At 61.2% G+C, this 23,082-nt stretch carries 20 protein-coding genes; 6 read left to right on the plus strand and 14 right to left on the minus strand.

Going from position 1 to position 23,082, the window contains the following annotated elements:
* Positions 1-208 precede the first annotated feature (208 nt).
* A complete protein-coding gene (locus JHD73_RS06760) occupies positions 209-2,284 on the plus strand; it encodes a hypothetical protein (protein WP_199029052.1) in 2,076 nt (691 codons plus the stop codon).
* 152 nt (positions 2,285-2,436) lie between these two features.
* Positions 2,437-3,111: a DsbA family oxidoreductase gene (locus tag JHD73_RS06765; protein WP_199029054.1), complete on the plus strand. Its 675-nt coding sequence runs from the start codon at positions 2,437-2,439 to the stop codon at positions 3,109-3,111.
* Positions 3,112-3,523: 412 nt separating this feature from the next.
* Here the strand turns inward: JHD73_RS06765 and JHD73_RS06770 are convergent, their stop codons facing one another.
* Both JHD73_RS06770 and JHD73_RS06775 read right to left on the minus strand, forming a co-directional pair.
* The gene (locus JHD73_RS06770; protein ID WP_199029056.1) at positions 3,524-4,249 is read right to left on the minus strand and encodes a hypothetical protein; all 726 of its coding nucleotides are present in this window, start codon (positions 4,247-4,249) and stop codon (positions 3,524-3,526) included.
* 305 nt (positions 4,250-4,554) lie between these two features.
* Entirely contained in the window at positions 4,555-5,373 is an 819-nt protein-coding gene (locus tag JHD73_RS06775) for a DUF5677 domain-containing protein (RefSeq protein WP_199029058.1), read from the minus strand.
* 449 nt (positions 5,374-5,822) lie between these two features.
* On the opposite strand from JHD73_RS06775, the gene JHD73_RS06780 reads away from it, so the two are divergent.
* Entirely contained in the window at positions 5,823-7,226 is a 1,404-nt protein-coding gene (locus JHD73_RS06780) for a toll/interleukin-1 receptor domain-containing protein (RefSeq protein ID WP_199029060.1), read from the plus strand.
* 195 nt (positions 7,227-7,421) lie between these two features.
* Here the strand turns inward: JHD73_RS06780 and JHD73_RS06785 are convergent, their stop codons facing one another.
* The 12 genes from JHD73_RS06785 to JHD73_RS06840 form a co-directional block, all read right to left on the minus strand.
* The gene (locus JHD73_RS06785) at positions 7,422-8,372 is read right to left on the minus strand and encodes a restriction endonuclease (protein WP_199029062.1); all 951 of its coding nucleotides are present in this window, start codon (positions 8,370-8,372) and stop codon (positions 7,422-7,424) included.
* 1,143 nt (positions 8,373-9,515) lie between these two features.
* A complete protein-coding gene (locus tag JHD73_RS06790; RefSeq protein WP_199029064.1) occupies positions 9,516-12,317 on the minus strand; it encodes a toprim domain-containing protein in 2,802 nt (933 codons plus the stop codon).
* Between the two features lie 8 nt (positions 12,318-12,325).
* The gene (locus JHD73_RS06795) at positions 12,326-12,739 is read right to left on the minus strand and encodes a DUF1484 family protein (protein ID WP_306663024.1); all 414 of its coding nucleotides are present in this window, start codon (positions 12,737-12,739) and stop codon (positions 12,326-12,328) included.
* Positions 12,740-13,109: 370 nt separating this feature from the next.
* Complete coding sequence (locus JHD73_RS06800; protein ID WP_199029066.1) at positions 13,110-13,358, minus strand: ogr/Delta-like zinc finger family protein; 249 nt, start codon at positions 13,356-13,358, stop codon at positions 13,110-13,112.
* A 47-nt stretch (positions 13,359-13,405) separates the two neighbouring features.
* On the minus strand, positions 13,406-13,624 hold the full coding sequence (locus JHD73_RS06805) for a hypothetical protein (RefSeq protein WP_199029068.1): 219 nt from the start codon (positions 13,622-13,624) through the stop codon (positions 13,406-13,408).
* Between the two features lie 12 nt (positions 13,625-13,636).
* On the minus strand, positions 13,637-14,344 hold the full coding sequence (locus tag JHD73_RS06810; protein WP_199029070.1) for a hypothetical protein: 708 nt from the start codon (positions 14,342-14,344) through the stop codon (positions 13,637-13,639).
* A gap of 10 nt (positions 14,345-14,354) precedes the next feature.
* On the minus strand, positions 14,355-14,615 hold the full coding sequence (locus tag JHD73_RS06815) for an AlpA family transcriptional regulator (RefSeq protein WP_199029072.1): 261 nt from the start codon (positions 14,613-14,615) through the stop codon (positions 14,355-14,357).
* 551 nt (positions 14,616-15,166) lie between these two features.
* Positions 15,167-15,439: an AlpA family transcriptional regulator gene (locus JHD73_RS06820; RefSeq protein WP_199029074.1), complete on the minus strand. Its 273-nt coding sequence runs from the start codon at positions 15,437-15,439 to the stop codon at positions 15,167-15,169.
* Between the two features lie 151 nt (positions 15,440-15,590).
* Positions 15,591-16,412, minus strand: a complete 822-nt coding sequence (locus JHD73_RS06825; RefSeq protein WP_199029076.1) for a hypothetical protein — start codon at positions 16,410-16,412, stop codon at positions 15,591-15,593.
* A gap of 70 nt (positions 16,413-16,482) precedes the next feature.
* On the minus strand, positions 16,483-17,748 hold the full coding sequence (locus tag JHD73_RS06830) for an integrase arm-type DNA-binding domain-containing protein (protein WP_199029078.1): 1,266 nt from the start codon (positions 17,746-17,748) through the stop codon (positions 16,483-16,485).
* Between the two features lie 177 nt (positions 17,749-17,925).
* The gene (gene icd, locus JHD73_RS06835) at positions 17,926-19,176 is read right to left on the minus strand and encodes an NADP-dependent isocitrate dehydrogenase (protein WP_021195777.1); all 1,251 of its coding nucleotides are present in this window, start codon (positions 19,174-19,176) and stop codon (positions 17,926-17,928) included.
* A gap of 242 nt (positions 19,177-19,418) precedes the next feature.
* Positions 19,419-19,799: a sorbitol dehydrogenase family protein gene (locus JHD73_RS06840; RefSeq protein ID WP_233176811.1), complete on the minus strand. Its 381-nt coding sequence runs from the start codon at positions 19,797-19,799 to the stop codon at positions 19,419-19,421.
* A gap of 363 nt (positions 19,800-20,162) precedes the next feature.
* Here JHD73_RS06840 and JHD73_RS06845 point away from each other — a divergent pair, with 363 nt between their 5' ends.
* The 3 genes from JHD73_RS06845 to JHD73_RS06855 all read left to right on the plus strand — a co-directional run.
* Positions 20,163-20,372, plus strand: coding sequence for a hypothetical protein (locus JHD73_RS06845; protein ID WP_021195779.1), 210 nt, complete (start codon positions 20,163-20,165; stop codon positions 20,370-20,372).
* Positions 20,373-20,557: 185 nt separating this feature from the next.
* The gene (locus JHD73_RS06850) at positions 20,558-22,078 is read left to right on the plus strand and encodes a metallophosphoesterase (RefSeq protein ID WP_199029080.1); all 1,521 of its coding nucleotides are present in this window, start codon (positions 20,558-20,560) and stop codon (positions 22,076-22,078) included.
* On the plus strand, positions 22,075-23,082 hold a 1,008-nt coding region (locus JHD73_RS06855), incomplete at its 3' end, for a cytochrome-c peroxidase (RefSeq protein ID WP_199029082.1). The genes JHD73_RS06850 and JHD73_RS06855, both read left to right, overlap by 4 nt.

Raw genomic sequence — 23,082 nt, forward strand, 5'->3', positions numbered from 1 at the left:
CTCCGGCGCCTCGCACGCTAAAGTTTTTGCGCTGATTGCCGCCCGACCAAGATTTTTCCCGCCCGCAAAACAATCGTGCCGCCGCGCAAAACTCGTGGCCGCCACACCCCCACTCACACGCGATAAGTTGCCTTCGTATGTGGCACGCGCGGCTTTGGTCGCGGTGCAAACACATCGTCTTGCTTCTTCATTCCATTCCCGAATTGCCATGTTCAGATACCCGATCGCGCTGAGTGGCGCGTTGCTCTGCGCCTCCACGGTTCTATTGCCGGCATGTGGAGGCGACTCCTCCCCCGCCGAGCCGATCGCCACGACTTCACCGGCCACCCCGCTCTCCGTTGACAGCCTCATGGGCCTGGACACTTTTGGCGGCGGCAGTCAGATGGTCCTCACCGCCAATAGCGCGGCCACCTGGTCGTTGACCGGCCCGGGCTCGCTGAGCGCAACACAGGGCACCACCGTCACCTACATGCCACCGCCGACCGTACCGGCTGATACGCAGGTCACCATTACGGCCGTTGCGGGCGGCACCACCGTCTCAAAGACGATCACCGTGCACGCAGCTGTGCTGAACCCGGTGGCCAGCCAGGTCACGTGGTACGTGGGTGATGCGCCGATTGCGCTGTCCGTTTCGCCGCAGTTCACCAACGGCGCGCCAATCTGGTCTGCTCCAAATACCGTCGGCGCGCTCAGTGGCATGCAGGGCCATAACGCCATCTTTACGCCAGGAGCCGTCACCAGCGACACGCCGGTCGTCATCTCCGTTGCCGCAGGCGGCCGTACCGAATCCGTCAGCATCATGCTCAAGCCAGCGAGCGAGAAGACGCTGATACTGAGCAGCCCCTCGGTACAGGCCGGCGGCGGCAGCGTTACGCTCACCGTGCCATCAACGATCAGCCACGGCACGCTGAAGTGGATGGCTTCGGTCGGCAACATCACGGTCAATGCCGATGGCAGTGCCACATACACGCCGCCCGCCACGCTGTCCACCGCAACGGTTGCCACCATCAGCGCCACCGATGGCAGCAGCGCGCCGTTCAGCGCGACGATCTCGGTCATGCCAAGCGCCACGCTGTCGGTGTCACCTTCCGTTGCCGCTACCACGCCTGCTGGCGCCCCGGTGTCCTTGACGGCAACCATCGCTCATTCAGCTGCCACCGTGCAGTGGGCCCTCACAAGTGGACGCGGTAGCCTGAGCGCCTCCACAGGTGCCACGGTGACGTATACCCCTGACCCAGCCGACACAACCATCAACGATGTGGCCACCGTCACAGCCACGGCTGGCTCGTTGCAGCAATCCGTCAAGATCATCCTCAACTTCCAATCCACGGCGCAGTTCGACGGACCGCTCGGGATGACCATCGACGGCAGCGGCAATCTCTTCGTGTCCGATGGAGCTAACGCCAGAATCCGCAAGATCACCCCGACCGGTGTGGTGTCGACGTTTGCCGGCTCCGGTACGCACGCCGAGAAAGATGGAGCCGGAACAGCAGCCAGCTTCGTCGTGCCGGTGGGCATCACCGCCGACGGTGCCGGTAACCTCTATGTGGCCGATATCGGCCAGACTATCCGCAAGATCACACCTGCCGGTGTGGTGACCACCCTGGCCGGCCCCGGCCCCTCCTTCAGCACGCCCAATGGCATTGCCGTCGATACAGCCGGCAACGTCTATGTGGTGGATTCTGGCACCAACCTCCTGCTCAAAATCACACCCGCCGGCGTCGTCGCCACACTGGCCGGCTCCGGTGCCAACAGCAGTCTGGATGGCACGGGCACCGCAGCCAGTTTCAACAGTCCGCAAGGTCTCGCCATTGATGGAAATGGCACGCTGTACGTGGCCGAAGGACAGGGCTGCCATATCCGTAAGGTCACATCCGCTGGCGTGGTGACCACGCTGGCCGGCTCTGGGGTGTGCGCGCATACCGATGGCACCGGAACCGCAGCGGCGTTCAACCAGCCGAAATTTCTCGTCGTCGATGGCAACGGCAACATCTACGTGACGGAGAACAAGGGCCAGACCATCCGCAAGGTCACGGCCGCCGGCGTGGTGACCACGTTGGCCGGCTCCCCCGTTGGCACCAACGGCAGCGTGGACGGCCTGGGGATAAATGCCCAATTCGACTATCCCGCAGGCATCACCATGGACAGCAACGGCAACCTGTACGTGGCGGATAACAATGGCTCCCTGATCCGCATGATCACCCCGGCCGGCAACGTATCGACCCTGGCGGGTATCGTCAATTCGAGCGGCTATGCCGACGGCACCGCCCTGCCCCGGCAGTGAGCGGCGGCATCTGCCGCGCGTTCGAAACAACCCCGTACCGAGGAGGAGATGACCCTCTCTCCTCCCCGGCACACTTTCGAGGAGGGTGACCTCCTCGTTTTTTCTTCACTACCGGCATGACTGCGCCCGCAACCCTGCGAATGACTGACAGCATGACGCGTCTCCTGAGCATCAACGTATTCTTCGATCTCATCTGTCCGTGGAGTTGGATCGGCACACGCAATCTGGAAGCCGCCCTGCGCGAATTCCTGCAACTGCACCCGGCCATTGAGCCCGCGGTGCACTGGCGTGCACACCCGTTACTCCCAGACACACCGCTTGCTGGCGCCTCTTACCAATCGTTCTATCTGAGCCGATCAGGCGGCCCCACCTCGGCAGCATTGCGGCGCGAGCAGATACAGCACGCTGGGCATGCCGCGGGTGTCACGTTCGACTTCAAGCGCATCAGTGTCTTGCCCAACACCACCGCAGCGCACGGCCTGATCGGCTGCATGACCGCACACGGCACCACCACGGAAACGTTCGTGCTAGTCGATCGCCTATTCAAGGCCTTTTTTGCAGAGGGTGCGGACATTGGCGACTTGCAGGTGCTGGAGCGGCTGGGCTTGGAATGCGGTGTAAAACCACAGACCCTGCTGGCGTGCCTGGACGACCTCCGCAACCGCCCCCCAGCCACGCGGAAGCCGACGCGGCGTGGGCGCCCAATGAAGGGGGAGATACTGGCCACGCCCCATTTCGTCTTCAATGGCACGGAGACCGTATCGGGTGCGCGTTCGGTAGATGCCCTGCTGAGCAGCATGCAGCGAGCCGTTGACGAGTCGGCGTAATGAAGATCCCCGGCCAGCCAACGCGCAGCTAGTGGCCGGTATCTAGCACGAGCACGGCATGCGATCTCCCGCGCTAGGCGAGCAACCGCAGCGATTGCGCCACCGGCGTCCGGTCCAATACCGCACGAAACAAAAAACCCCGGCCAGCCAAAGCTGTCGGGGTTTTTCTTTGCATCACGGCCGAAGCCGCGAGGCGCATGCTCGATCATTACGCGTAAATTGACCGCAAAGCACCGCCAATCCTGGGGTTGGTCTTTGCATGATTCAAATCACCCTCATCATTGCCCTCATTATTGGCGGCCCATAGACAACCTGCGATACCGGGCCGGCTTGCAGGGCCGCGACACATCGCAAGGAACCACCACCGATGACTGCACTAGCCCATGGACCATGGTACCGATCGCGATCAACTTCATTGGTCTATGTTCTCGGCGCCAATGAGACCGCGATAGCGCGGATGTCCCGGGGTTCGTTCGCCTCTCGCCGCCGCCCAAAAATACTGAGCGTGATGTGCATAGACACGCGCTGTATCGTTCATGTCCAGCGCCGTTGCGCGCACGATGCTCATCAGATACTCGACAATACGACACGTGTCCTGATAGAAGGCTTCGATCTCGTCGTCGGTGGCACTACCGGCCGTTGCCTTTTCTGGCCCCTGCTGGCGATGAGCCAGGGATACATTGCGCAGCCTGACTAGGTTTGTCATGACCTGTGCGCATTCACCGCCTTTGGTTTTGTACTTATCAACCAATGCACCCGCACATTCGATTTTCTCTGGCAGGTATCCGCGAAGGTGCTCGGAGAGATGACGAGATAGTGACGAGTCTTGTCCACCCCGGGAGGAGATCAGTGCTTCCACCGCGCGGGGTTTCCGTAGCTGGTCAATGATCCGCGCAACATCAACCGCTTTCTGGTTGGTATCCCAAACACGAAGCAATGCAAGTAAGACTTCTCGGCGCAAAGCCCATCGAACGATGTTGAAGGTGTGCGTGGCGAACGACTCCCCCATACGGTCTAGCAAATCAGCATCTTGAACTGTTGGCTTCCAAGACTCATGCAACACAACAGCGGTGGTTACTTCTTGCTCTGCTTTTTCGACCTGTCGTTTTAGCTCGCTTACCCATTCGTTGTCGGTCACCCTTCTCCCCCAGATTCAAGCGGCTTAGTTGCCTCGGTTGCCACTAGGGCAGCCTATTGGAGCTCGTGTTGATATCCCCTCGCATACTCTCGCATGTCAGCCGGTACTTCGTCTGCGGCATGATGCCGACCCACTCGGCAAAAAGATACGTGTTGTAGTAGTAATAGACCGCCTCGATGGCTGGATCCAACAACGGGTCCGAAGGGCAACCGAACAACATCAACAAATCCGCGTGGTTGAGCCAACTCTCACGTTGGCGCCAATAACTTGCCCCCATAGCGATGCGCTGTCCGTTCGATCTAGATTTACCTGGGCTTGTAGTCAGCTGGCACGCCCAATGCCTTCCATTCCGCCACGCCGGTAGCCAGCTCATCGATGAGCCCTGTGATTTGGAAAAGATCGGCAACCGCATGCAGCGCGAAGCCGAGCACTGAAATCGCATCCGAAACCGTCACCGACAGATCATCGCTCGATGGCCCAAATTTCATACCTGCGATATCGCCGTTCGCATCGACTCGAATTTGGCGGTTCAGTGCATCAAGCGATGTATGGGCAGCATCGCCGGACGTCGAGCGATAGACCGTGTTGTAGAGCGCCATGACGCCTGCCCTCTCTGCCAGCACCGCAATCGCTATAGGATCCTGCTTCAGGGTCTTGCTTGTTGGAATTTGCGCCTCGACATCGGCCAGCGTTTCCTTGACCGCTACAGTTTCGGCTGGCGTCATTTGCGCCGTGGCTTGGGGGTCCTGAAGCCAAGCCTTGCGCATCTTCACGTGGTGCCATAGGTGTCGGTCAATCAAGAGATCACAAACACCGGCATCCTTGGCGACCGCAGACAGCACGATTACCGTCTCGGCCGCCGCCCGCACGACCGTACGTGCATCCGCGATCATGCCACGCTCGGCCAGGAGCAATGCAGCCTGGTATGACGTGAGGGCCCGCCCATAAAGCGCGGCCGCCACAACCTGCTGATTGCTGTCCGTGGCTGCCTTTACATGCGGCAGTATCCGCATGGCGAGCGCATTGAATCCTTCTGCAACGCGGAACCAGGGGGCAAAGTCCTGCCGCAGGTTGGCGATCGAGCTCGTGAGAGTGGCGGAAAGAAATCCTTGGCTTTGCGACACACGCCCCCCATCCTTTCTGGTAATGGCACGTCTTAGCAGTCTATGCCATTTAGCAATAGGATTGACGCAAGGGAGAGTTCGCTGTGGACCGTGAACATTTTGCTTTCCGAGTCACTGGAGCGGCTCATCAACGAGCAGATCGCTGCCAGACGTTCTAGCACGGTGAACGAGCATGTACGTGAGCGAATCCGTGAGGACCGGCGCAAGAATGCCGATGGGAGCACTGGAGGCCCTTTTTCCGCTGAGCTTCCAACGCGAGGGGGCCTTCCACATCGTATAACTGGAAGGCGATTAAAAACGAGGTTGTGTGCCTCACGGCGTAATTGATGCCGTCTTGATGCCTTGGATAACACCTAATGTCCGCTTCGTCTGCATCCGCGATCGACACGCTCGCCCTCGGACTATTAAGGGCGCTCAAACAGCATGATGGCTGCTCAGACGAGCCCGCCTTGGTCCACGATCTGGCGGCCGAGCTTGGTCTAGGGCAGCAGGATGCCGAGCGCGCATTTCGTTACCTTGTCGAAAAGGGTTGGCTGAACACATTCCGCCTGCCCTACTCCGGCCGAATCAATGCTCGCGGGTACGATGTCCTGCAGACCTACGAAAGACAGCAAAGCAAAAACAACGTGGTACCGATAGAAGGACAAAATGTTATGGAATGGGACGTTTTCATCAGCCATGCCGGCGAGGATAAGGCGGACGTTGCCTTACCGCTCGCCGAGAATCTGCGTGCAGCGGGACTTCGCGTCTGGCTTGATAGTTTCGAATTGACCGTCGGCGATAGCCTACGCCAGTCCATCGAACGTGGGCTTGCGGGTTCGCGTTTTGGCATCGTCATCATCAGTCCCGAGTTTCTCCAAAAGCATTGGCCGCAAGCCGAACTGGATGGCCTAGCCGCTCGTGAGACGGCCGGCGTGAAGGTTATTCTGCCGGTTTGGCATCGAGTCAATGAAGCCGCTGTTCGCGCGCAATCGCCCATGCTTGCCGGACGATTGGCCGTCACAACTGAGAAAGGAATCGAGTACGTCGCGAGCGAGCTCATGCGGGCGATTCGACGCGAAGCAAGTCAAAACGGGAGGGCGTTCGCACCGTCGGCAGCACCTGCTGCCTCCACATCAACGCTCGCCGATTTGCCCAGACTGGGCCAGATGGCAACGGCGATTCATGCCGAGCAGACGGAGCACATCGCGACAGGAAAGGGGCCGTGCGCCATGCTTGATGGTGGCATGCTCGTCCTTCATATTCTGCCCTATGCCATGGTTGAAGGTAAGGCCGTGGCGACGTATGACGAGCTTGCGCGTCACCCCGAGCTTTTTCCGCCGATGAAAGGAACAGTGCAAGAAGTTCAGATCGACTATGGCGGCATGCTGATCGGATCGAATGCGCGAGGCCTTGGCGCACCGCAGCGAGCCTACGTCAAGATCGATCGAACCGGGACAATAGAGGCGGCCATTTCTTCACTCGCCATCGGCCAGGGTACACGGTGGGTAGAACTGCCTTACATCCAAGCTCTCGTCATTCGGTATGTCACAGATTACGTCCAAGCCGCAAGCCGCTCAGGCGTGGCGCCGCCCTTTGCCGTTTCGGTCAGTCTTGCCAACATGCAAGGGGCCTGTCTTCTGCAAGATTTCAAGGGGACTGCTTTTGCTGAAGACATTCCGTGCGGTCACCTTAAACAAGATCGACTTCCCTTCGGGCAAATCATTCTTGAGTCTGTGCCCCCCGATTACCGCGCAACTGCCCGACTGCTAAAGCCGATCCTTACGCATCTTGCAAACGCAGCTGGGCTTGCGACCTCGCCCTACTTTGACGAGGAAGGTAATTACACGCTCGATGTGCGGAGCAAGACGTAGGTCTAGGTCTTTCTGCCAGAGCGAACATGAAGTCGAGTGACTATGTGCCAGCAATGGCGAACAGTGGAAACAGGCAAAGTTCAGTGAAGAACTCAATGACGGCATCGATGGCGTCTACCGCGATGCCGACGTTGTCCATACACTTGACCATCATGATGTCTTCTCATTTTCAGAAACTACGGTCGCTGGTGTCTTTCAACCATCACTCGCTCGGAGCGCTGTCAATGCTCGCTCGGCGTGGCGCAAGGCTTCGGCCCGCTTTGATTCGAGTAAGACTCGACACCTGTCATCAACCATGAATACTGGGCAGTCAGGCTCGCCGCATCCGCACGGCCTAATGCCCTTCGTTCTGATGCCTTCATCGAAGGCAATGCGCAACGCGTTGAGGCTGGCAACACACTTTCCGAAGTTGTCCACGACTTGCCAATTCGAGAAGGCTGCGAGCGATGGGACACGTGAGATGACAGCACCTTCCCGGTCGCGCCAGATTCCTGTGTTGATCGCACCGATAGTGTCTGCTATGGCGCGCCGGAATGCAGGCAATGAACTCTCTTGATGAATGGGAGTTGTGAACGCCGGCCGGTGAAAGAGTCTTGCCAACATTTCAGCGGCTTCCAAGGCCGTCGCCGGATCGAGCTTATGAACGAAGTCTCTCAGGGCATGCTCTTCGTCTGGCAACTCCACTCCATTGAAGAACCGATTCAAGACTGATGCCGCATGAAAGCGCAAATGCTCCTCGAACTCAGCCGCTGACCAGGTCCGAGACGAGTGAATGCCCTTCACGCGTGCGTACTCATCGATCTTGTCCTTCGTGTCGGCGCTGACTGAACCTCCCGCCACGACGATGAGCTCGTTCGGAGCAACGCCGAGCGTCTGGATCAGGTTGTCGATATCGCCCTTTGCCTTTCCCAGCGTGAAAGCTTTCCAGTTCGCACACGCAACCACCACAGTCGAGCGCTGTCCGTAGTCGTCGTCGCAAATTCCTATGATGTCGCGCCCCCCATCGCCTCCCGCCTGGCCGTGCCAGCTCAGCGAATACCAAGCCCTCATGCGCAGAAGCGTGGCAAAGACCAACCGTTCGAACTCGTGCCCGGAGAGGGTCGAGAAGTCGATCGGATGGACCGTTCTAGTGAATGCGATGGGCATTGATCTCTCCGAAGTCGGTAGCTGTTTGTCCGCCATGCGGCTCGATTGCCATGTCGATGTACCTGATAGCCATCACCTGTCGGCGGCCGTTGATGGCCTCTGCCCTCTAGCACGCCTGTTGAGCGATGACGGCTAACAGGCAATCTCCCGCGAATTCGGGAAGCCTTCGCCCAATACGGGCGAGCTGCTGGACCGCACGGGCAGAAAATACCCGTGAAACCGTGGCATTCCCCTCCCATCGCCAGCAAAGCCTTACGCTACAACGAATTTACCCACCACGGAATGCCACGAAATGGGGTGTGGCACGCCTCCAATTCCGTGGCTCAAAAAATAGGCAACCCCTCGAAACCGTGGCACGCCTCTTCCCTACTTTTTCACTGCTTTCTTTCTCTTTCTCTTTGATTTTTAAAGGAAAAAATGAAAGAAGTAGGGACGGCGGGCAAAAACGGCTCCGTGGCAGATTGGAGCGAAACCGTGGCATTTTGAGGCGAAACCGTGGCGTGCCTTTCGTTGTAAATCAAAGGGTTAAGCGCAAACGCCACGGAACCACGGGATTTTTCAGTTTGCGCGTGTGCCAATGAAGCGAATCAGCGGGGCACGCAACCGGCGGTCGGCCTGGAGCTCGCCGGGAGGGATGGGGCGCAGCGCCCCCGCCTTCGTAGGGCTGCGTATGGCGGTCGTGGCGCAGGGGACTGGCAACCTGCAAGCCCCTTCGCCAATGGCACTACCTCCTTGGTAATCCCTTGAGTGCGGACGCTTCGAGCAAAGGGGCTCGCAACCTGCGAGCACCCGGCAAAGGGATAGCCAAGCCGGATATCCCTAGCGCTGGCCGCAGCATGGTCCGCACAAATCAGGTGCCCCCGGCCAGGGACGCCTCTGTCGGGAAAAAGGCACCCCCATGCTGGGGGTACCTGCTGATTGCAGGTACCCCTGCAAGCACTGAACGCGTCTCGCGCGCAAAGGCAGCCCCATCTCGGGGTGCCCTTTGCCCCAAGGGGTGTAAGCAGGTTGCATACGCCTTCGTGCCGCATACAGGTGCGCCGGTGCGCTACGCGACGTGCAAAGGGACCCGCAAGTTGCGGCGCCCCCAGACGCAAAAAAGCCCGCACAAGGCGGGCTCAGTGGGAACGTGGCGGCCAGGCACTACGGCGGTATGCCGTGGTCCGATGGCGCCGGCGAGGCGTAGAGCCCCAGCTTCTCCAGCTTAGCCAGGCTCAGCGCCGTCATGTGTCCATGACGGCGATTGAAGATTCGCTTCTCCACATCCTCCATCGCCTTACCACCCTGTACCGCCACCACGCCGGATTGCAGAAGCTGCTGCTTGAACACCCGCGCCGTCTTGATTGGTAGCGCGTCGAACTTGGGCCGCAGGTGCGGCCCCGTCGAGAGGTGGTCCATCACGTGGCTAGGCCGCAGGAACAGCGCCATTTCACGGCCACTGTCGGTCTGGATCGTGTCCCAGCAGTGCGGATACTGGTAGCGGCCGGCATCGAGCTCCGACAGCAGGATTTCCATGATCCACACCCAAGGCTGGCGCGTGCCGTTGGTCTCCGCGATGTGTGCGTTCATCTCGGTCAGCAGGTCATCGACAAACGCGCCCTGGTCAACATCGAGCTCCGCGAACTCGGCCAGCAGCGCCCAGGCCGTCATGATGGCGGCGTAGTTCTCCATCATGCGCCTGGCGGTGGCATCGCTCGCCTCGGCGCGGCTGTGCTTCTGGCACACGTCCAGGAACGCCGTATGCAAGTCACGGATGCGCGCCGGATCGAGCTGCCCGACGAATTGCAGCCATTCCCACACGGGGAATTGCGGCAGGCTGTGCGGGATGATGTCGCCTTGCTTGGCCACTGACAGCGATGTGCGGCAGATTTTTGACTGCAGGCTTTCCACGTCCACCTCTTCGCCGGCCAGCAGCACGGGCGCGCACATGAGGTACGGCGTGAGCGCCGCACCGACGCGGGTGAACTCGAAGCGATAGGTGGACTGCAGCAAGCCGTCGATGTCGGACAACACCATCTTAGGCAGCTTGGAGAACTCATCCCAGCCGACCGGGTGTGAGGTCCAAGAGACCGACGCGCGCCGGCGGTGGTCGGTCTTGAGCATCTGGCCCGACAGCACCTGAAACGCCAACGTCGTCTGCAGGCTCTCCAGGAGCTTCGATTTGCCCGATCCCTTCTCGGCCTGCATCTGCAGGTGCGGGTAGAAGCCGAGCACCGTTTTCAGGTGAGCGCCCAAGCCCCACGCAAGCGCGATCGCGGCCGCGTTGTTGCGGAAGGTGGCTTGATAGGCTGCGATGACAGCGCGGGCGTTCTGCCGGCTGCCGCGCGGGAAGCTCATGTTGTAGTAGAGGCACTGCTTGTGCGGCTCCAGGAAGTAGCAGTCGCTGCCCTCCATCGCCGCGAGCTCACCATCGCGCCAGGCCACGCCCACGAAGTTCACCACGTCACGCGCGCCCAGCTCGGCGGCGCGCTCCAGGACGTTGACCATGCGCGCGAACTGCGCCGGCATCCAGATGTGGCCGAACTTGCCGCGCCACCATTCCAGGTTGTAGAGCTTGTCGTTGCCGACTACTTCCCGCTGCAGCGTTGGACCGTGACGCGGCACCTGGGCGCTGATCCCGAACACGGTTTCTGGCTGGTTGTCGGGCGTGCCGTTGATGGTGGCCAGGTGGCTCTGGATGCGCAGGCGTGAGAAGCCGGCCACGCGGAACGAGCACAGGTCGCCGAGTTCTTCGCTGCGGCTGGTCTCGCCATCGTCACCGTCGTGGTCCTTGTACTTCTGCACGTAGTGCGTGAAGTCCTCTTTCACGCGGAAGCGCCAGTAGATGCTGAAATCATGCGAGGGCAAAAAGATGCGGCGCGTGCCCTCCTGGCGATCACCGCCGCCTGGCATGCCAGGAATAAGCCACGGCTCCAGGCGTTTCATGCGCACCGTGAGCTCGTCGGCGCCCTGGGTCTTGAGCACGTCGTTGATGTCTTCGCCCTCTTCCCAATCCTGCATGTCGACCAGCATCGAGCCGATGTCGGCGGCCGTCAGCACTTCGGACAGCTTCCATGCGGCAGCCAGGCCGGCGCGCTGGCCGGTGCGGTCGTTCACCTCGTCCGTGTGGTCGAGCGCGATCAGCACGCGCTTGCCGCGCAGGAAGGTCCAGTCGATCTTGTCGACGTTGGCGGTGCCGCGAATGGCGAATGCCGCAAAGCCTTCTGGCAGGTGACAGCATTCCACCGACAGCGCGTTGATGGGGCTCTCCACGATGTAGACGGTGTGTGCACGTTGCAGCCGACGCGCGTCGCTTGTCCAACCGTGACCCAGCTTCTCGCCCTGGCACTGTGTTTTGACGTTGCCATTGAGCGCCGCATCGGCATAGCGCAGGTCTACGGCGACAACAGCCGCCCCACCCGCTCCACGCACGATGAACGCGGCAGCTGGCCCTCCGTGGCCTGGCTCACCGGCCGGCACTTTATTGCTGGTCCAGGTGTTCCAGCCGAGCGCACCGTTCTGCATCGCGCGCCGGCTGACCGCCTCATCAATGCCGCGGCTCGCCAGGTAGGCCACCACGGGCTCCGGATTCGACCGGCAGCGCTCGGCGATGTAGTCCTCGGTGCTCTTGCGTGCCGGCAGGCCCGTCGCCGCGACTGCCGGCATCGGGATGCCGTACCACTGGCCGAGCAGCTTCGCAGCATCCAGCGGTGTCGCCACCTCCGGTACGCAGTGACGTACCAGGTCGATGCAGGAACCGCCTACGTCTTGCGACCAATCTTTCCATCCGCGTCCCTGATCAAAGATCGATAGTGAGGGGCTGCTGTCTGCGTGATGCGGGCTGTGATAGTTGCCCTTGGCGCCGCTGCGCTTGAGCTCCAAACGCTCGGCCAGGTCGTGCAGGTCAATGTCGCGCTTGAGCTGGTCGAACCAGGAGCGCATGGCGGGGTTCTGTTGCGTCTGCATCGCGCCCCTCACAGCATGTCGTGGACTTTGCCCACGGCGCGGTCCAACTGTTGTTTGAGCGGTGCCAGGAGGCAATGCAGGCTTTCGTGTTCGCGCGAGCGGTCACTTTGCAGGTACAGCAGCCGCAAGACGCCATCGAGGCCGGCGCTCACGCGCAGCAGCTCGGCACAGCTTTGCTCCGTGGTCTCGGTGATGAGCTCGCCCACGCTCTGCAGTTGCTCCAGCGCTGCACCGATTTCGGCTTTGGCGCGAGCGTTCGAGCGACGCACCTGGTGCACGAGCTGCGAAGTCAGTTTGCGCTGCTGCATCAGGGCGAGCGTGTGCGCTGCGCGGTTGTGCTTATCCATGAGCCACCTCCGCTTGGGCGATAGCAGCGACAGCGACGAGTGCGGCACCAGCGACATCGAGCGATGCGCGGTCATCAGGCGCAACAACGGCGTCACGCAGTGCGGCGCGAACGATGGCAAGGATTTGCGGGAAAGCTGTGTGCTCAGGACGAGCGAAAGCATTAGGCATTGCGGCCTCCTAGAACTGTGATGGGAGGCCCGCCGCTCATTTCCACATGAGGGGTGGCGGGCCAGACAGCGGGGGTGGAAAACCGGCGTTCTAGGAAACCGGCCAGCCCGAAGGCTGCCCCGCCCGGCCCGCCATGAAAACTGTAGGCGTGCGCGTGCGCAACGGACGAAAAAAATGCCGCAAGAGGCGGCCATCCGCCTAGAACTCATCGGGTTTCCACACCCGGCCACCGCTGTTTCGGTGACAGCTAGATTCTTGGTCATCGTGGAAGAAGTGTCAACCCTTGCCGCTAGCGAGCGACGTGGGCTCTGTACCTGGTGCGGACCGCGCTGCCAGTTGCTGCGCGACTTCGGGGTCGGGCGTGTTGCTCGGTGCCAGCGTGCGCACCACTTCCGTGAGCGCAACGAACGTATGGGCGCATTCCAGGTTCGAGCACTGGCAGTAGAGCTCTCTGGTAAAGCGGGAGACGGGTCGGCTCGTGCGGATAAGGGCGACGCTGCTGCAGTGAGGGCAATTGATTTTCATGGCTTCAATGGAGAGCGCGCATTGCCGGCGTGGTGCCGGCAATGGCGTTAGCAGTCGGTGCGGATCACGTCTTGCGCGTTGCCTGCCTGGCTGTAGGTTTGGATGCGGTCGTCGGGCGCGGCGCCTACAGGCAGAGCATGGGAGAAGACCGTGCCGCAACTGTGGCCGTTGCAGTGGTAGAGCGCTTCGCGTTGGCCGTCCGAGCGGATGATCGTGCCGTTAGGGGCGGTAAGGCCGTGGCAGCCGGGGCAATGGTGTGTCGTCATGATTGGTGTCACTTACTGTTGTTGTGCGGCGAGCTGTTGCAACACCAGGTTGCGGTGTTGTGCTGCCGGGCTGAGCTCCTGGAAACGGTCCAGGCCGGCGGGGCGCTGTACTGCCCGCAGGACGACATCGCCGTCCATGTCAATCGTGAAGGTGTCGAGACCCCGTTTGATGTGGCCGTACATCACAGCGAGCGCTGCACTGCGCGCGTCGTCGTTCCTGTATTCCCAATCGGCGAGGCCTCGGCCTGTTTGTGATGCATAGGCCCGCTCTTGCATGCGGATGGCCCGATATAGCGGCTCCAATACGTTGGTGGCCTGCGCCATGAGCACCTCCGCATAGGAGCTCAAGAGCGCCGTGTGACAGCTGCGCTCTTCCTCTTTGGCGATGCCAGCCTTTGCGGCTGCTTCCTTGTATGCGGCCTCAAGTTCTGCCGACACAGAGCGGTAGTCTTCTGCCAGCGTGTACGCCGCGCGTTCTTTAGCCTTGAGCTGCTGGATTGCTTTGGCGGATGTGCCTGGCTCGCGCAACAGTTGGGCGACCTCTTCTCGGGCTTGCTGGGCCTCGTTCTCTGCACTCTCTGCTGCTTTGCGTTGACGTTGAAGCTCGGCATCGAGTCGGTCGGCTTCATCTCGCGCGGTTTCGAAGCTGGCGCGTACTTCCTGGTAGCGCTCCAGGGGCGCCCGGAGCTCGGGCAATAGTTGCGGTGTAGTGGTCTGCATGAAAAGGCTCTCAGGGTTGACGGGCTGCAATACGGCTGGCCATCCATTCGTGGATCTCTGATGCGAGCCACGCGACGCTCTTGCCGGTGAGTGGGACAGGCTTGGGGAAGTCGCCACGGCGCACGCCGTCATAGATGGACGATGTGGGCAAGCCGCACGTGGCGCTCACTTCCGGCAGCCGCATGAAGCGCTCGGACAACACGCCCGCCGTGCCATGTATGGCTGCTGTGGCGGCTCGCGTGTTGGGCGCCTCGATGTGCGAACGGATCATTTGCGTTCCTCGTCGATGGGTTGGGATCGAGCGCAATTGCTCGGCGTTGCTCGGTACTGCTCGGAGCCTTGCCAGTTTCGTTAGAGGCGCCGCCTGAGCCAATGCGGAAATGTTGTGAGCGAGTAACCGACAACGTTGCGTCGTCTCATCGATGGGCAGAGGCAACACATGCGACAGACATGTCGCGTTGGACGGCGCCATAGAGCCGCTGCAACGCGTTGTGCATGCATGACCTCTCGGCGTGCCATCGGGCTTTGCAAGCCACTGTGGCGCCGCTATGACGTTCCTGTCGGCAGGTTGGAGCGAGGAGGCAGCGCCCGAGAGCAACACACACGTGCACCGAGCGCGCGCCGTTGGGACCCCGCCTCACCTGCGCGCTTCATCGAGTTGTTTTTATGCAGGTGCATAAGCCTCCCGGTGCGGCCGGCCGTAAGGCATGACGGGCAATCTAGGACTGCAGAAAAAGTATGCAGATTTATGCACCTAGCTTATGCACTCGTGCATCGCTTCCAAGCCGAGCGGAAGTTCTCGCCGAGCGTCGCCGTAGCGCGTCAGTCGAGATGCAAAGCCCGGTAGCTCGTCGGGTCGTTTAGATATTCGCGCACGTCCTCGGCGCGCCAGGCAGTCACACGCGGCGACAGCTTGGTCGGTGTGGGGAAAGAGCCTTCCTTCACTTTTCGCCAAAGCGTGGTGCCAGAGAACGGCAGGACGGCGGGGATGAGCTGGGACTGTCGGACGTAGCCCGTCTCAGGGAGGCTACCCGTGGGGTTGCTCCGGGACGTGTGCGTACGTCGACCATGCGAAATTTCGTGTTGCTTTGCCATGTCGTGTTACCTCGCGCATTGAAGTGGTACGACACGGATTGAATAGCATGCCAATGGAGCGTAATAGGCGCGAGGGTCGCGCTCAGTGGGCGCGGACACTTCCACGCTATTGGCAAAATCAGCAGCCCGCAAAGGTCTTTGAGAGGCGCGCCTACTTCCGTCTCGGCCCTTGAGGAATATCGTCCGCGCGAAGGATCTGCGCCATAACCTCCGCAACCCGCTGGGCGACACCATGCTTCTGCCTCAGCCAGGCGGCAACGTCCTCATTGGTTGGCGCAGTTGTCTTGTCGTCCCGGTCATAGGTGCGCCACCACTGGTCGCTGGCCTCTGCGAGCGCACGGAGCAACTTCGTTTCATGGTTTCCCCACGGCCTTGCATCGCTTGACTGCTGGTCATCCTGAACACCGACCACGGCAGCAGAACGCTCCGGTCCTTGCGAAAGCTGAGCTTCGAACTGTTCAAGTTCCTGCTTGACGACAATAATCTCATCACGCCTCGGACGATGGTCGCTCGACTTGTAGTTGCTCACGTCGTCATATGCCAGGTCTTGAGCGGATTCTTGCAGATACTGCTCATCTAGGCGCTCAAGCAGCTCCCACATGCGATTCTGCTCATCGACCAAACAGGTACTACCACCGAAATGGACGTTGGCGTCTCGTCCGTCGCCTCTCGCTAACGACATCAGCCAGTCTTTAACACCCTGGGAAATCTCCATCTCAAGCCGATAGATGCCCCTCAGCAAGCTGGTTTTTTCGGACAGACGACCGACACACATTTCGCCGGTCAAATACCAATCTCCTACGCCGAGCTCGACAGCATCACGGTCTTGCACATACCAAAACGCACCGAGTTGTCCCTCGGCCATCAGGCGCAAAACGTCAGTGCTGCTGACAGGCTCACCCAACGTCAACGTCAAGCGATTCGCTGTCTCTTCAATCGTGTACCACTTCTTGAGTTGATAAAGCTTCCGCATTACACCCTCGATCCCTACAAAGCTAGTACCGCGCCAGCCGGCCGGGGGAGCCAGCTTGCGGCCATTGATCTTATGAAACGCTGCCAGCGTTCAAACGTGCTTGCTTGAGATTGACGACATTCCCTGCGCCAGCAATGGCTGCCAACCTATCAATTTCATCCGCGAGATACTGCAACGCACGCCTGCGCTCCGTTTCCAATTCGTGGTGGTGATAGCTCGCTGCGGTTTGGTTGCGCTCCGTGTGGGCTAGCAAGAGCTCCACCACATCTCGACTGAAGCCATGCTCACGTAGCAACGTTGCCGCCGTACCTCGTGTGCCATGCGGAGAAAACTCTGGCACGCCGAAGTCCAGCCTCTTGAACAGGTGGTTCAAGGTGGCATCGGCTAGCGGCACGGTCGGGATGGATGGCGACGGGAAGACATACTCATAGCCGCCGCTCACGGCCCGCTGGACCTGCAGCACTTCCAGCGCCTGCCTTGACAGGTAGACCCGATGCGGCCGGCGTGACTTCATCCGCTCGGCAGGGATGTCCCACTGAGCCTTGTCGAGATCGAACTCCGACCACCTGGCGCGCAGTACCTCGTTCTTCCTGCACATGCTGTACATCAGCACGTAGGCGGCGGCTGTGGTGGATGGATGCGCCCCTTGCTTTCCGAGCGCGCGCCAGAACGCGCCCAGTTGGGATTCGGACAGGTGACGGTGGTGTTCCGCCTTAGGTACCGTGATGACACCACGCAGTGGCCGAGCCGGATTTGACTCGACCAGTAGCTTTTGGATGGCGTAGTCGTAGCACTGCTGAATGATGAGGCGCACGCCTTCCGCCGTGTTCGGCGTCGGCCGCAATCCCTCGATAATCGCCAGCACGTGAGCGGGTTTCACATCATCCAACGCCTTGCGCCCGATGGCGGGCCACACAAACCGGTCAAGACGGGACCGGATTTGTTTGCGGTAACCATCCGTCTTACCGGCCAGACGCTCATCAATCCACTTGAGCGAAAAGACCTTGAACTGGCCTTCGTCGGCATCCCGCGCAGCGCGTACAGCGCGCTCTGCCTTCTTTTCACGCCGATGGCCTGCCGGATCTTCCCCCCGCTCGACCATAGCCCGGTATTCGGCGTGCCGATCACGAGCATCGGCAACGCCAATTTCCGGATAGCGCCCAATGGTGACTTCACATCGCTTGCCGCCCAAGGGGTACTGGTACTTCCAGTTCTTCGCCCCTCCGGGGGAAATCAAGACGAAAAGCCCACCGCCATCCGCCAGCTTGTAGGGCTTGTCTTTGGGCTTTGCATTGTTCAGCCGCGTGGGCGTCAAGACATAGTTAAAGTGGCGCATGGATTCACCCTCAGAAGTGAGGGTAGTGAGGTTTTCATGGTCCTCAGCACCCTCCCGATCGACCTCACTAAGTGAGGGTTTCCATGATACCGCTTGATACGATCTGAAATGAAAAAACCCCGGAGATCGTTGATCTACCGGGGTTTTTGGTTCGCCGTGCAATCAGGCGAAACGATCTCACATGTTGTCGATCATCACCTGACCAAAGCCCGAGCACGACACTTGCGTCGCGCCTTCCAGCAGGCGGGCGAAGTCATACGTGACCTTCTTCGACAGGATCGACTTCTCGATCGACGAGATGATCAGGTCAGCGGCTTCCGTCCAGCCCATGTGGCGCAGCATCATTTCGGCCGACAGGATTTCCGAACCCGGGTTCACGTAGTCCTTGCCAGCGTACTTCGGTGCCGTGCCGTGGGTGGCTTCGAACATTGCAACCGAATCCGACAGGTTGGCGCCCGGGGCGATACCGATACCGCCAACTTGCGCAGCCAGGGCGTCGGAGATGTAGTCGCCGTTCAGGTTCAGCGTCGCCACCACCGAGTATTCGGCCGGACGCAGCAGGATCTGCTGCAGGAAGGCGTCGGCAATCGCGTCCTTGACGACGATTTCCTTGCCCGTCTTCGGGTTCTTGAACTTGCACCACGGGCCGCCGTCGATCAGCTCGGCGCCGAATTCCTTCTGTGCCAGCGCGTAGGCCCAGTCACGGAAACCACCTTCCGTGAACTTCATGATGTTGCCCTTGTGCACGATCGTGACGGACGGCTTGTCGTTGTCGATCGCGTACTGGATGGCCTTGCGCACCAGGCGCTCTGTGCCTTCGCGCGAAACCGGCTTGACGCCGATACCCGAGGTTTCCGGGAAGCGGATCTTCTTGACGCCAAACTCGTCCTGCAGAATCTTGATCAGCTTCTTGGCCTTTTCGCTCTCGGCTTCAAATTCGATGCCGGCGTAGATGTCTTCCGAGTTCTCACGGAAGATGACCATGTCGGTCTTCTCCGGCTCCTTAACCGGCGAAGGCACGCCCTTGAAGTAGCGCACCGGGCGCAGGCAGACGTACAGGTCCAGCTCCTGGCGCAGCGCCACGTTCAGCGAACGGATGCCGCCGCCCACCGGCGTCGTCAGCGGGCCCTTGATGGACACCACGTAGTCCTTCAGGACTTGCAGGGTTTCTTCCGGCAGCCACACGTCCGGGCCATACACCTTGGTCGACTTCTCGCCAGCGTAGATTTCCATCCACGAGATCTTGCGCTTGCCGGCGTAGGCCTTTTCAACGGCTGCGTCCACCACCTTGATCATCACCGGGGTGATGTCGAAGCCGGTGCCGTCACCCTCGATGTAGGGAATGATGGGGTTGTTGGGGACGTTCAGGGAGAAGTCTTGGTTGACGGTGATCTTCTCGCCGGCCGGGACCTTGATGTGTTGATACATGGACGACTCCAGTGCAGACCGCAGGTAAGCGGGTGGACGGTGGGGGTTGACAGCACAGCGTGCCACCCAGGGTTGGCCAGGGTGGCACGCTGCAATGAACTGGTGATTCTAGCGGGCTGCGATGACACTCTCACGGTGCACCGCACAAACCTTAACTCTTATATAAGACACAAGAGTTAATTTCGCATTATGCCGGAAAATTTCACCATCCGCCACAGTCGCGCACATGGCGAAACGGCAAGTCAACTGCTGGGCTGAGTGGTACCGGAGGCGCGTTCAATCAGGCTGCGGGCATCGACCAGCGCGGGAGTGGCGCCAGCCTGGACGGTCCAGGCGTCGACTAGCCGGCCGACGGCGGCGCGCAACTCCATCTGGCGATCGGTTTCCAGCAAGCCAATCAGGCCTGCACCGTTCAACCCAGGATGACGGCGCACCAGCCACGCCAGAGTCTGGACGTGGTCGACGAAACGGGCATCTGCCCGGTACAGACTGCCGAAACAATTCAGCCCCACACGGCGGTCGAGCGGTTGGCCAGCGAGCGTCTGTGACACGAGCATGAAATCGTCCAGGCTGGAGACAGCCTGATCGGGCGCCCGACGCAAGCCCAGTGTGACGGCCAGCATTGCCAGCACCCCGCCGCCAAAGAGAAAGTCGCGACGGGTGAATCGGGCAGGTTTTAGGGGATGGGAGAGCAGCGGAGGGAGCGGCACGGCGGATCTTGGGAGAGTCCGAGCGATTCTCGGGGCCGGGCCGGTTTCGTCCAATCGGATACGTCCGAAACCCGATCGGCCGGGCTCGAATGTCAGGCATCTTTTTTGCGCGGCGCAACATACGCCACATCCCGATCCGCACGCTGCCCTCTGCGCCTCAATACCTCAAAAAAAAATCGATGCGACGTGTCAACGCGCCCGTAACGGCCTGCGTTATTGCAGATGACTCATTTAGCGGGTCGTTGGTTAACTCACTGATCAATAAAAGGATTCACCATGAAGAAGCTGATCGCTGCCCTGATCGCCGGCCTGTTCGCTGCTGGTGTGTACGCACAAACCCCGGCAGCTCCGGCTGCTGACGCTGCTGCTGCTCCGGCTGCTGCTGAAAAGGCTCCGGCTAAGGCCAAGAAGCACGCCAAGAAGCACAAGAAGGCCGCCAAGAAGGCTGACGCTGCTGCTCCGGCTGCTGACGCTGCCAAGCAATAAGTTGGTGTTTCTGCCGGGCCTTCGCGGCTCGGCCGATACCGAAAAAGCAGATGCTTATGCGTCTGCTTTTTTTTTCGCCTGCACTTTTTGCAATTTCCCTGAGCCCGCATGCGGGGCTGTCAAAATAGCGCCATCTGTCTTGGGTACCTTGCGCCTTCCTCACAACAAGAATCAGGGAAGGCGCAATGGAAATTCGATCGATGTTCGCTCCGGTGCGGCGCAAGCGCACCGTGTTCACGATGGTCACACTTGCCGCACTGACCGCCGCTGCCGTAATAGCCGGCTGCGGCGGCTCGTCGTCCGATTCGGCACCGCTCACCTCATCGCCGGTCGCCCCGGCTGATGCCGCCACCAGCGACAGCAATATCCAGGCCGCATGGGTTGAGATTGGTGATAGCAACCAGGCTGTCGTGCGTGCGGTCACCACGTATACGAACAGCGCCTCCCCGGCGGACAACTCGGTCTGCCCGCTGCTGACGGTGGACGGCACCTCCACGCGCATGAGCCTGCGCGTGGCCGCCGGCACACCTGCGCAGCGCACCACGGCCAGCGCCGCCAGCGATTCGAAAGCTTCGGCCTTCCCGGTGAATGCCTGCGAAGCCACGGTGCCTTCCACGGCAAAGGCCGCGTCGATTGGCTCACGCGTGCTGCCGCTGCCCAAGGCCAACCCGCAGCGCGTGGTGATCCTGGCGGACACCGGCTGCCGGATGAAGAAGTCGAGCAACACGTTCCAGTCGTGTAACGATCCGCTGTCGTGGCCGTTCGCTACCGCTGCCGCCACGGCCGCAACGATGAACCCCGACCTCGTCCTGCACGTGGGCGACTACCACTACCGTGAAAACGCCTGCCCGCCCGACGTAGCCGGCTGCCAGGGCAGCCCCTGGGGCTATGGCTGGGATACGTGGCAATCCGACCTGTTCCAGCCCGCCGCTCCGCTGATGGCCGCCGCCCCGTGGGTGCTCGTGCGCGGCAACCATGAAGAATGCGCACGCGCCGGCCAGGGCTGGTTCCGCTTCCTGGACCCGCGCCCCTACTCTGCCGCCCGCTCGTGCGACAACCCGGCCAACGACAACGGTGCGAACGCATCGGACCCGTACGCCGTCGCCATCGGCACTGACACGCAAGTCATCGTGTTCGATTCGGCCAAGGTGGGTACGACGGCGCTGGCAACCAACGACCCGTGGTTCCAAACCTACCAGAAGCAGTTCAGTACGGTGGGCACGCTGGCCGCCAAGCCGGGCGTGATGTCGATCTTCACCAACCACCACCCGATCCTGGGCTTCGTGCCCATCGCGGGCAGCACGCCACTGGGCGGCAATGCCGCGCTGCTGTCGGTCATGAACAGCCTGAACGCAACGGCCTACTACCCGCCGGGCGTGCAGGTCGCGCTGCATGGTCACGTGCATGACTTCCAGGCCATCAACTTCACCAGCAACCACCCGGCGACCATCGTGGCGGGCAATGCTGGCGATTCGCTGGACGTGGCCCTGCCGGATCCGTTCCCGGCCATCAGCCCGGCCTCTGGCGTGACGGTGGGCAGCATCTCGCACAACAACTCGTTCGGGTTCATGGTGATGGACCGCCAGCCGGCACCCGCCAAGGGCTGGCTGTTCAAGGCCTACACCGTCAACGGTAAGCTGCTGACCACCTGCACCCAAAACGGCTCCAGCCTGGTGTGCGACAAGACGGGCTTCGTTGCACCTTGAAAAACCTGAGCACTGCGCTGTTGGTGGCTGCCGCACTCTTCTCGGGTGCGGCGGCGGCCGAATCGATCGGCATGACGCCCAAGTTGGACGCCGTGCCGCCGCCTGCCGAGTCGACATCGTTCAAGCCGGACCCGAACCTCGTCGCGCTCGGCAAGCGGGTGTTCTTTGACCCACGGCTGTCGCAGCCGCAAGGCACCTCGTGTGCAGCCTGCCATGATCCGGGGCGCGCCTTCGCGCCCACGCTGGCCGGTGAGGCACTGCGCATCGGCGTGCCGGCGGGCAGCCGCCCGGGGCACGTGGCGGCGCGCAACGCGCCGTCGCTGCTGTATCTGCGCTACCTCCCGCAGCGTTATTTCTTCCAGGACGACGACGCGAGCTTCCCCTCGCCGTTTGGCGGCTTCTTTGCCGACGGCCGCGCCAACACCATCGCCGAGCAAATTCGCGGCCCGCTGTTCAACCCCGATGAGATGGGCAACCCGTCGCCGCGCGCCCTGCAGCGCAAGGTGGCCGGCACCGACCTAGGCCAAGCGCTGACGAAGCAGTTCGGCGCCCAGGCGGTGCGCGACCCGGAACGCCTCATTGGCATACTGGGCAAGGCGCTGGAGGCCTACTTCCAGAGCGACGAAATGGCGCCGTTCAGCTCGCGCTTCGATGATTTCCTGCGCAAACGCACACCGCTCTCCGCCGCCGAGATGCGCGGGCTTGCCCTGTTTCGCAACCCGGACAAGGGCAACTGCGCGTCGTGCCACCTGATGGTGGAATCGTCATCGCGGCCCGAGCGTTCGCTGTTCACCGATTTCGGCTACGACGCCATTGCCGTGCCGCGCAATCCACTGCTGCCCGCCAATCAAGACGCCAAACACTTCGACGTCGGCCTCTGCCAGACCGCCCGCAAGCTCAAGTGGCCCGAGCCCGATCAGTGGTGCGGGTACTTCCGCACGTCCGGCCTGCGCAACGTGGCGGTACGCCAGACCTTCATGCACAACGGCGTGTTCCGCACGCTG

This window comes from Ralstonia sp. ASV6 (genome assembly GCF_016429285.1).
GTDB lineage: Bacteria > Pseudomonadota > Gammaproteobacteria > Burkholderiales > Burkholderiaceae > Ralstonia > Ralstonia flaminis.

What these genes read in the sequence shown, in the direction of transcription:
- JHD73_RS06760 (WP_199029052.1), top strand. Translation starts at nt 209, where the DNA reads ATGTTCAGATACCCGATCGCGCTGAGTGGCGCGTTGCTCTGCGCCTCC.
- JHD73_RS06765 (WP_199029054.1), top strand. Translation starts at nt 2,437, where the DNA reads ATGACGCGTCTCCTGAGCATCAACGTATTCTTCGATCTCATCTGTCCG.
- JHD73_RS06785 (WP_199029062.1), bottom strand. Translation starts at nt 8,372, where the DNA reads ATGCCCATCGCATTCACTAGAACGGTCCATCCGATCGACTTCTCGACC.
- JHD73_RS06790 (WP_199029064.1), bottom strand. Translation starts at nt 12,317, where the DNA reads ATGCAGACGCAACAGAACCCCGCCATGCGCTCCTGGTTCGACCAGCTC.
- JHD73_RS06795 (WP_306663024.1), bottom strand. Translation starts at nt 12,739, where the DNA reads ATGACCGCGCATCGCTCGATGTCGCTGGTGCCGCACTCGTCGCTGTCG.
- JHD73_RS06800 (WP_199029066.1), bottom strand. Translation starts at nt 13,358, where the DNA reads ATGAAAATCAATTGCCCTCACTGCAGCAGCGTCGCCCTTATCCGCACG.
- JHD73_RS06805 (WP_199029068.1), bottom strand. Translation starts at nt 13,624, where the DNA reads ATGACGACACACCATTGCCCCGGCTGCCACGGCCTTACCGCCCCTAAC.
- JHD73_RS06810 (WP_199029070.1), bottom strand. Translation starts at nt 14,344, where the DNA reads ATGCAGACCACTACACCGCAACTATTGCCCGAGCTCCGGGCGCCCCTG.
- JHD73_RS06815 (WP_199029072.1), bottom strand. Translation starts at nt 14,615, where the DNA reads ATGATCCGTTCGCACATCGAGGCGCCCAACACGCGAGCCGCCACAGCA.
- JHD73_RS06820 (WP_199029074.1), bottom strand. Translation starts at nt 15,439, where the DNA reads ATGGCAAAGCAACACGAAATTTCGCATGGTCGACGTACGCACACGTCC.
- JHD73_RS06825 (WP_199029076.1), bottom strand. Translation starts at nt 16,412, where the DNA reads ATGCGGAAGCTTTATCAACTCAAGAAGTGGTACACGATTGAAGAGACA.
- JHD73_RS06830 (WP_199029078.1), bottom strand. Translation starts at nt 17,748, where the DNA reads ATGCGCCACTTTAACTATGTCTTGACGCCCACGCGGCTGAACAATGCA.
- icd (WP_021195777.1), bottom strand. Translation starts at nt 19,176, where the DNA reads ATGTATCAACACATCAAGGTCCCGGCCGGCGAGAAGATCACCGTCAAC.
- JHD73_RS06840 (WP_233176811.1), bottom strand. Translation starts at nt 19,799, where the DNA reads ATGCTGGCCGTCACACTGGGCTTGCGTCGGGCGCCCGATCAGGCTGTC.
- JHD73_RS06845 (WP_021195779.1), top strand. Translation starts at nt 20,163, where the DNA reads ATGAAGAAGCTGATCGCTGCCCTGATCGCCGGCCTGTTCGCTGCTGGT.
- JHD73_RS06850 (WP_199029080.1), top strand. Translation starts at nt 20,558, where the DNA reads ATGGAAATTCGATCGATGTTCGCTCCGGTGCGGCGCAAGCGCACCGTG.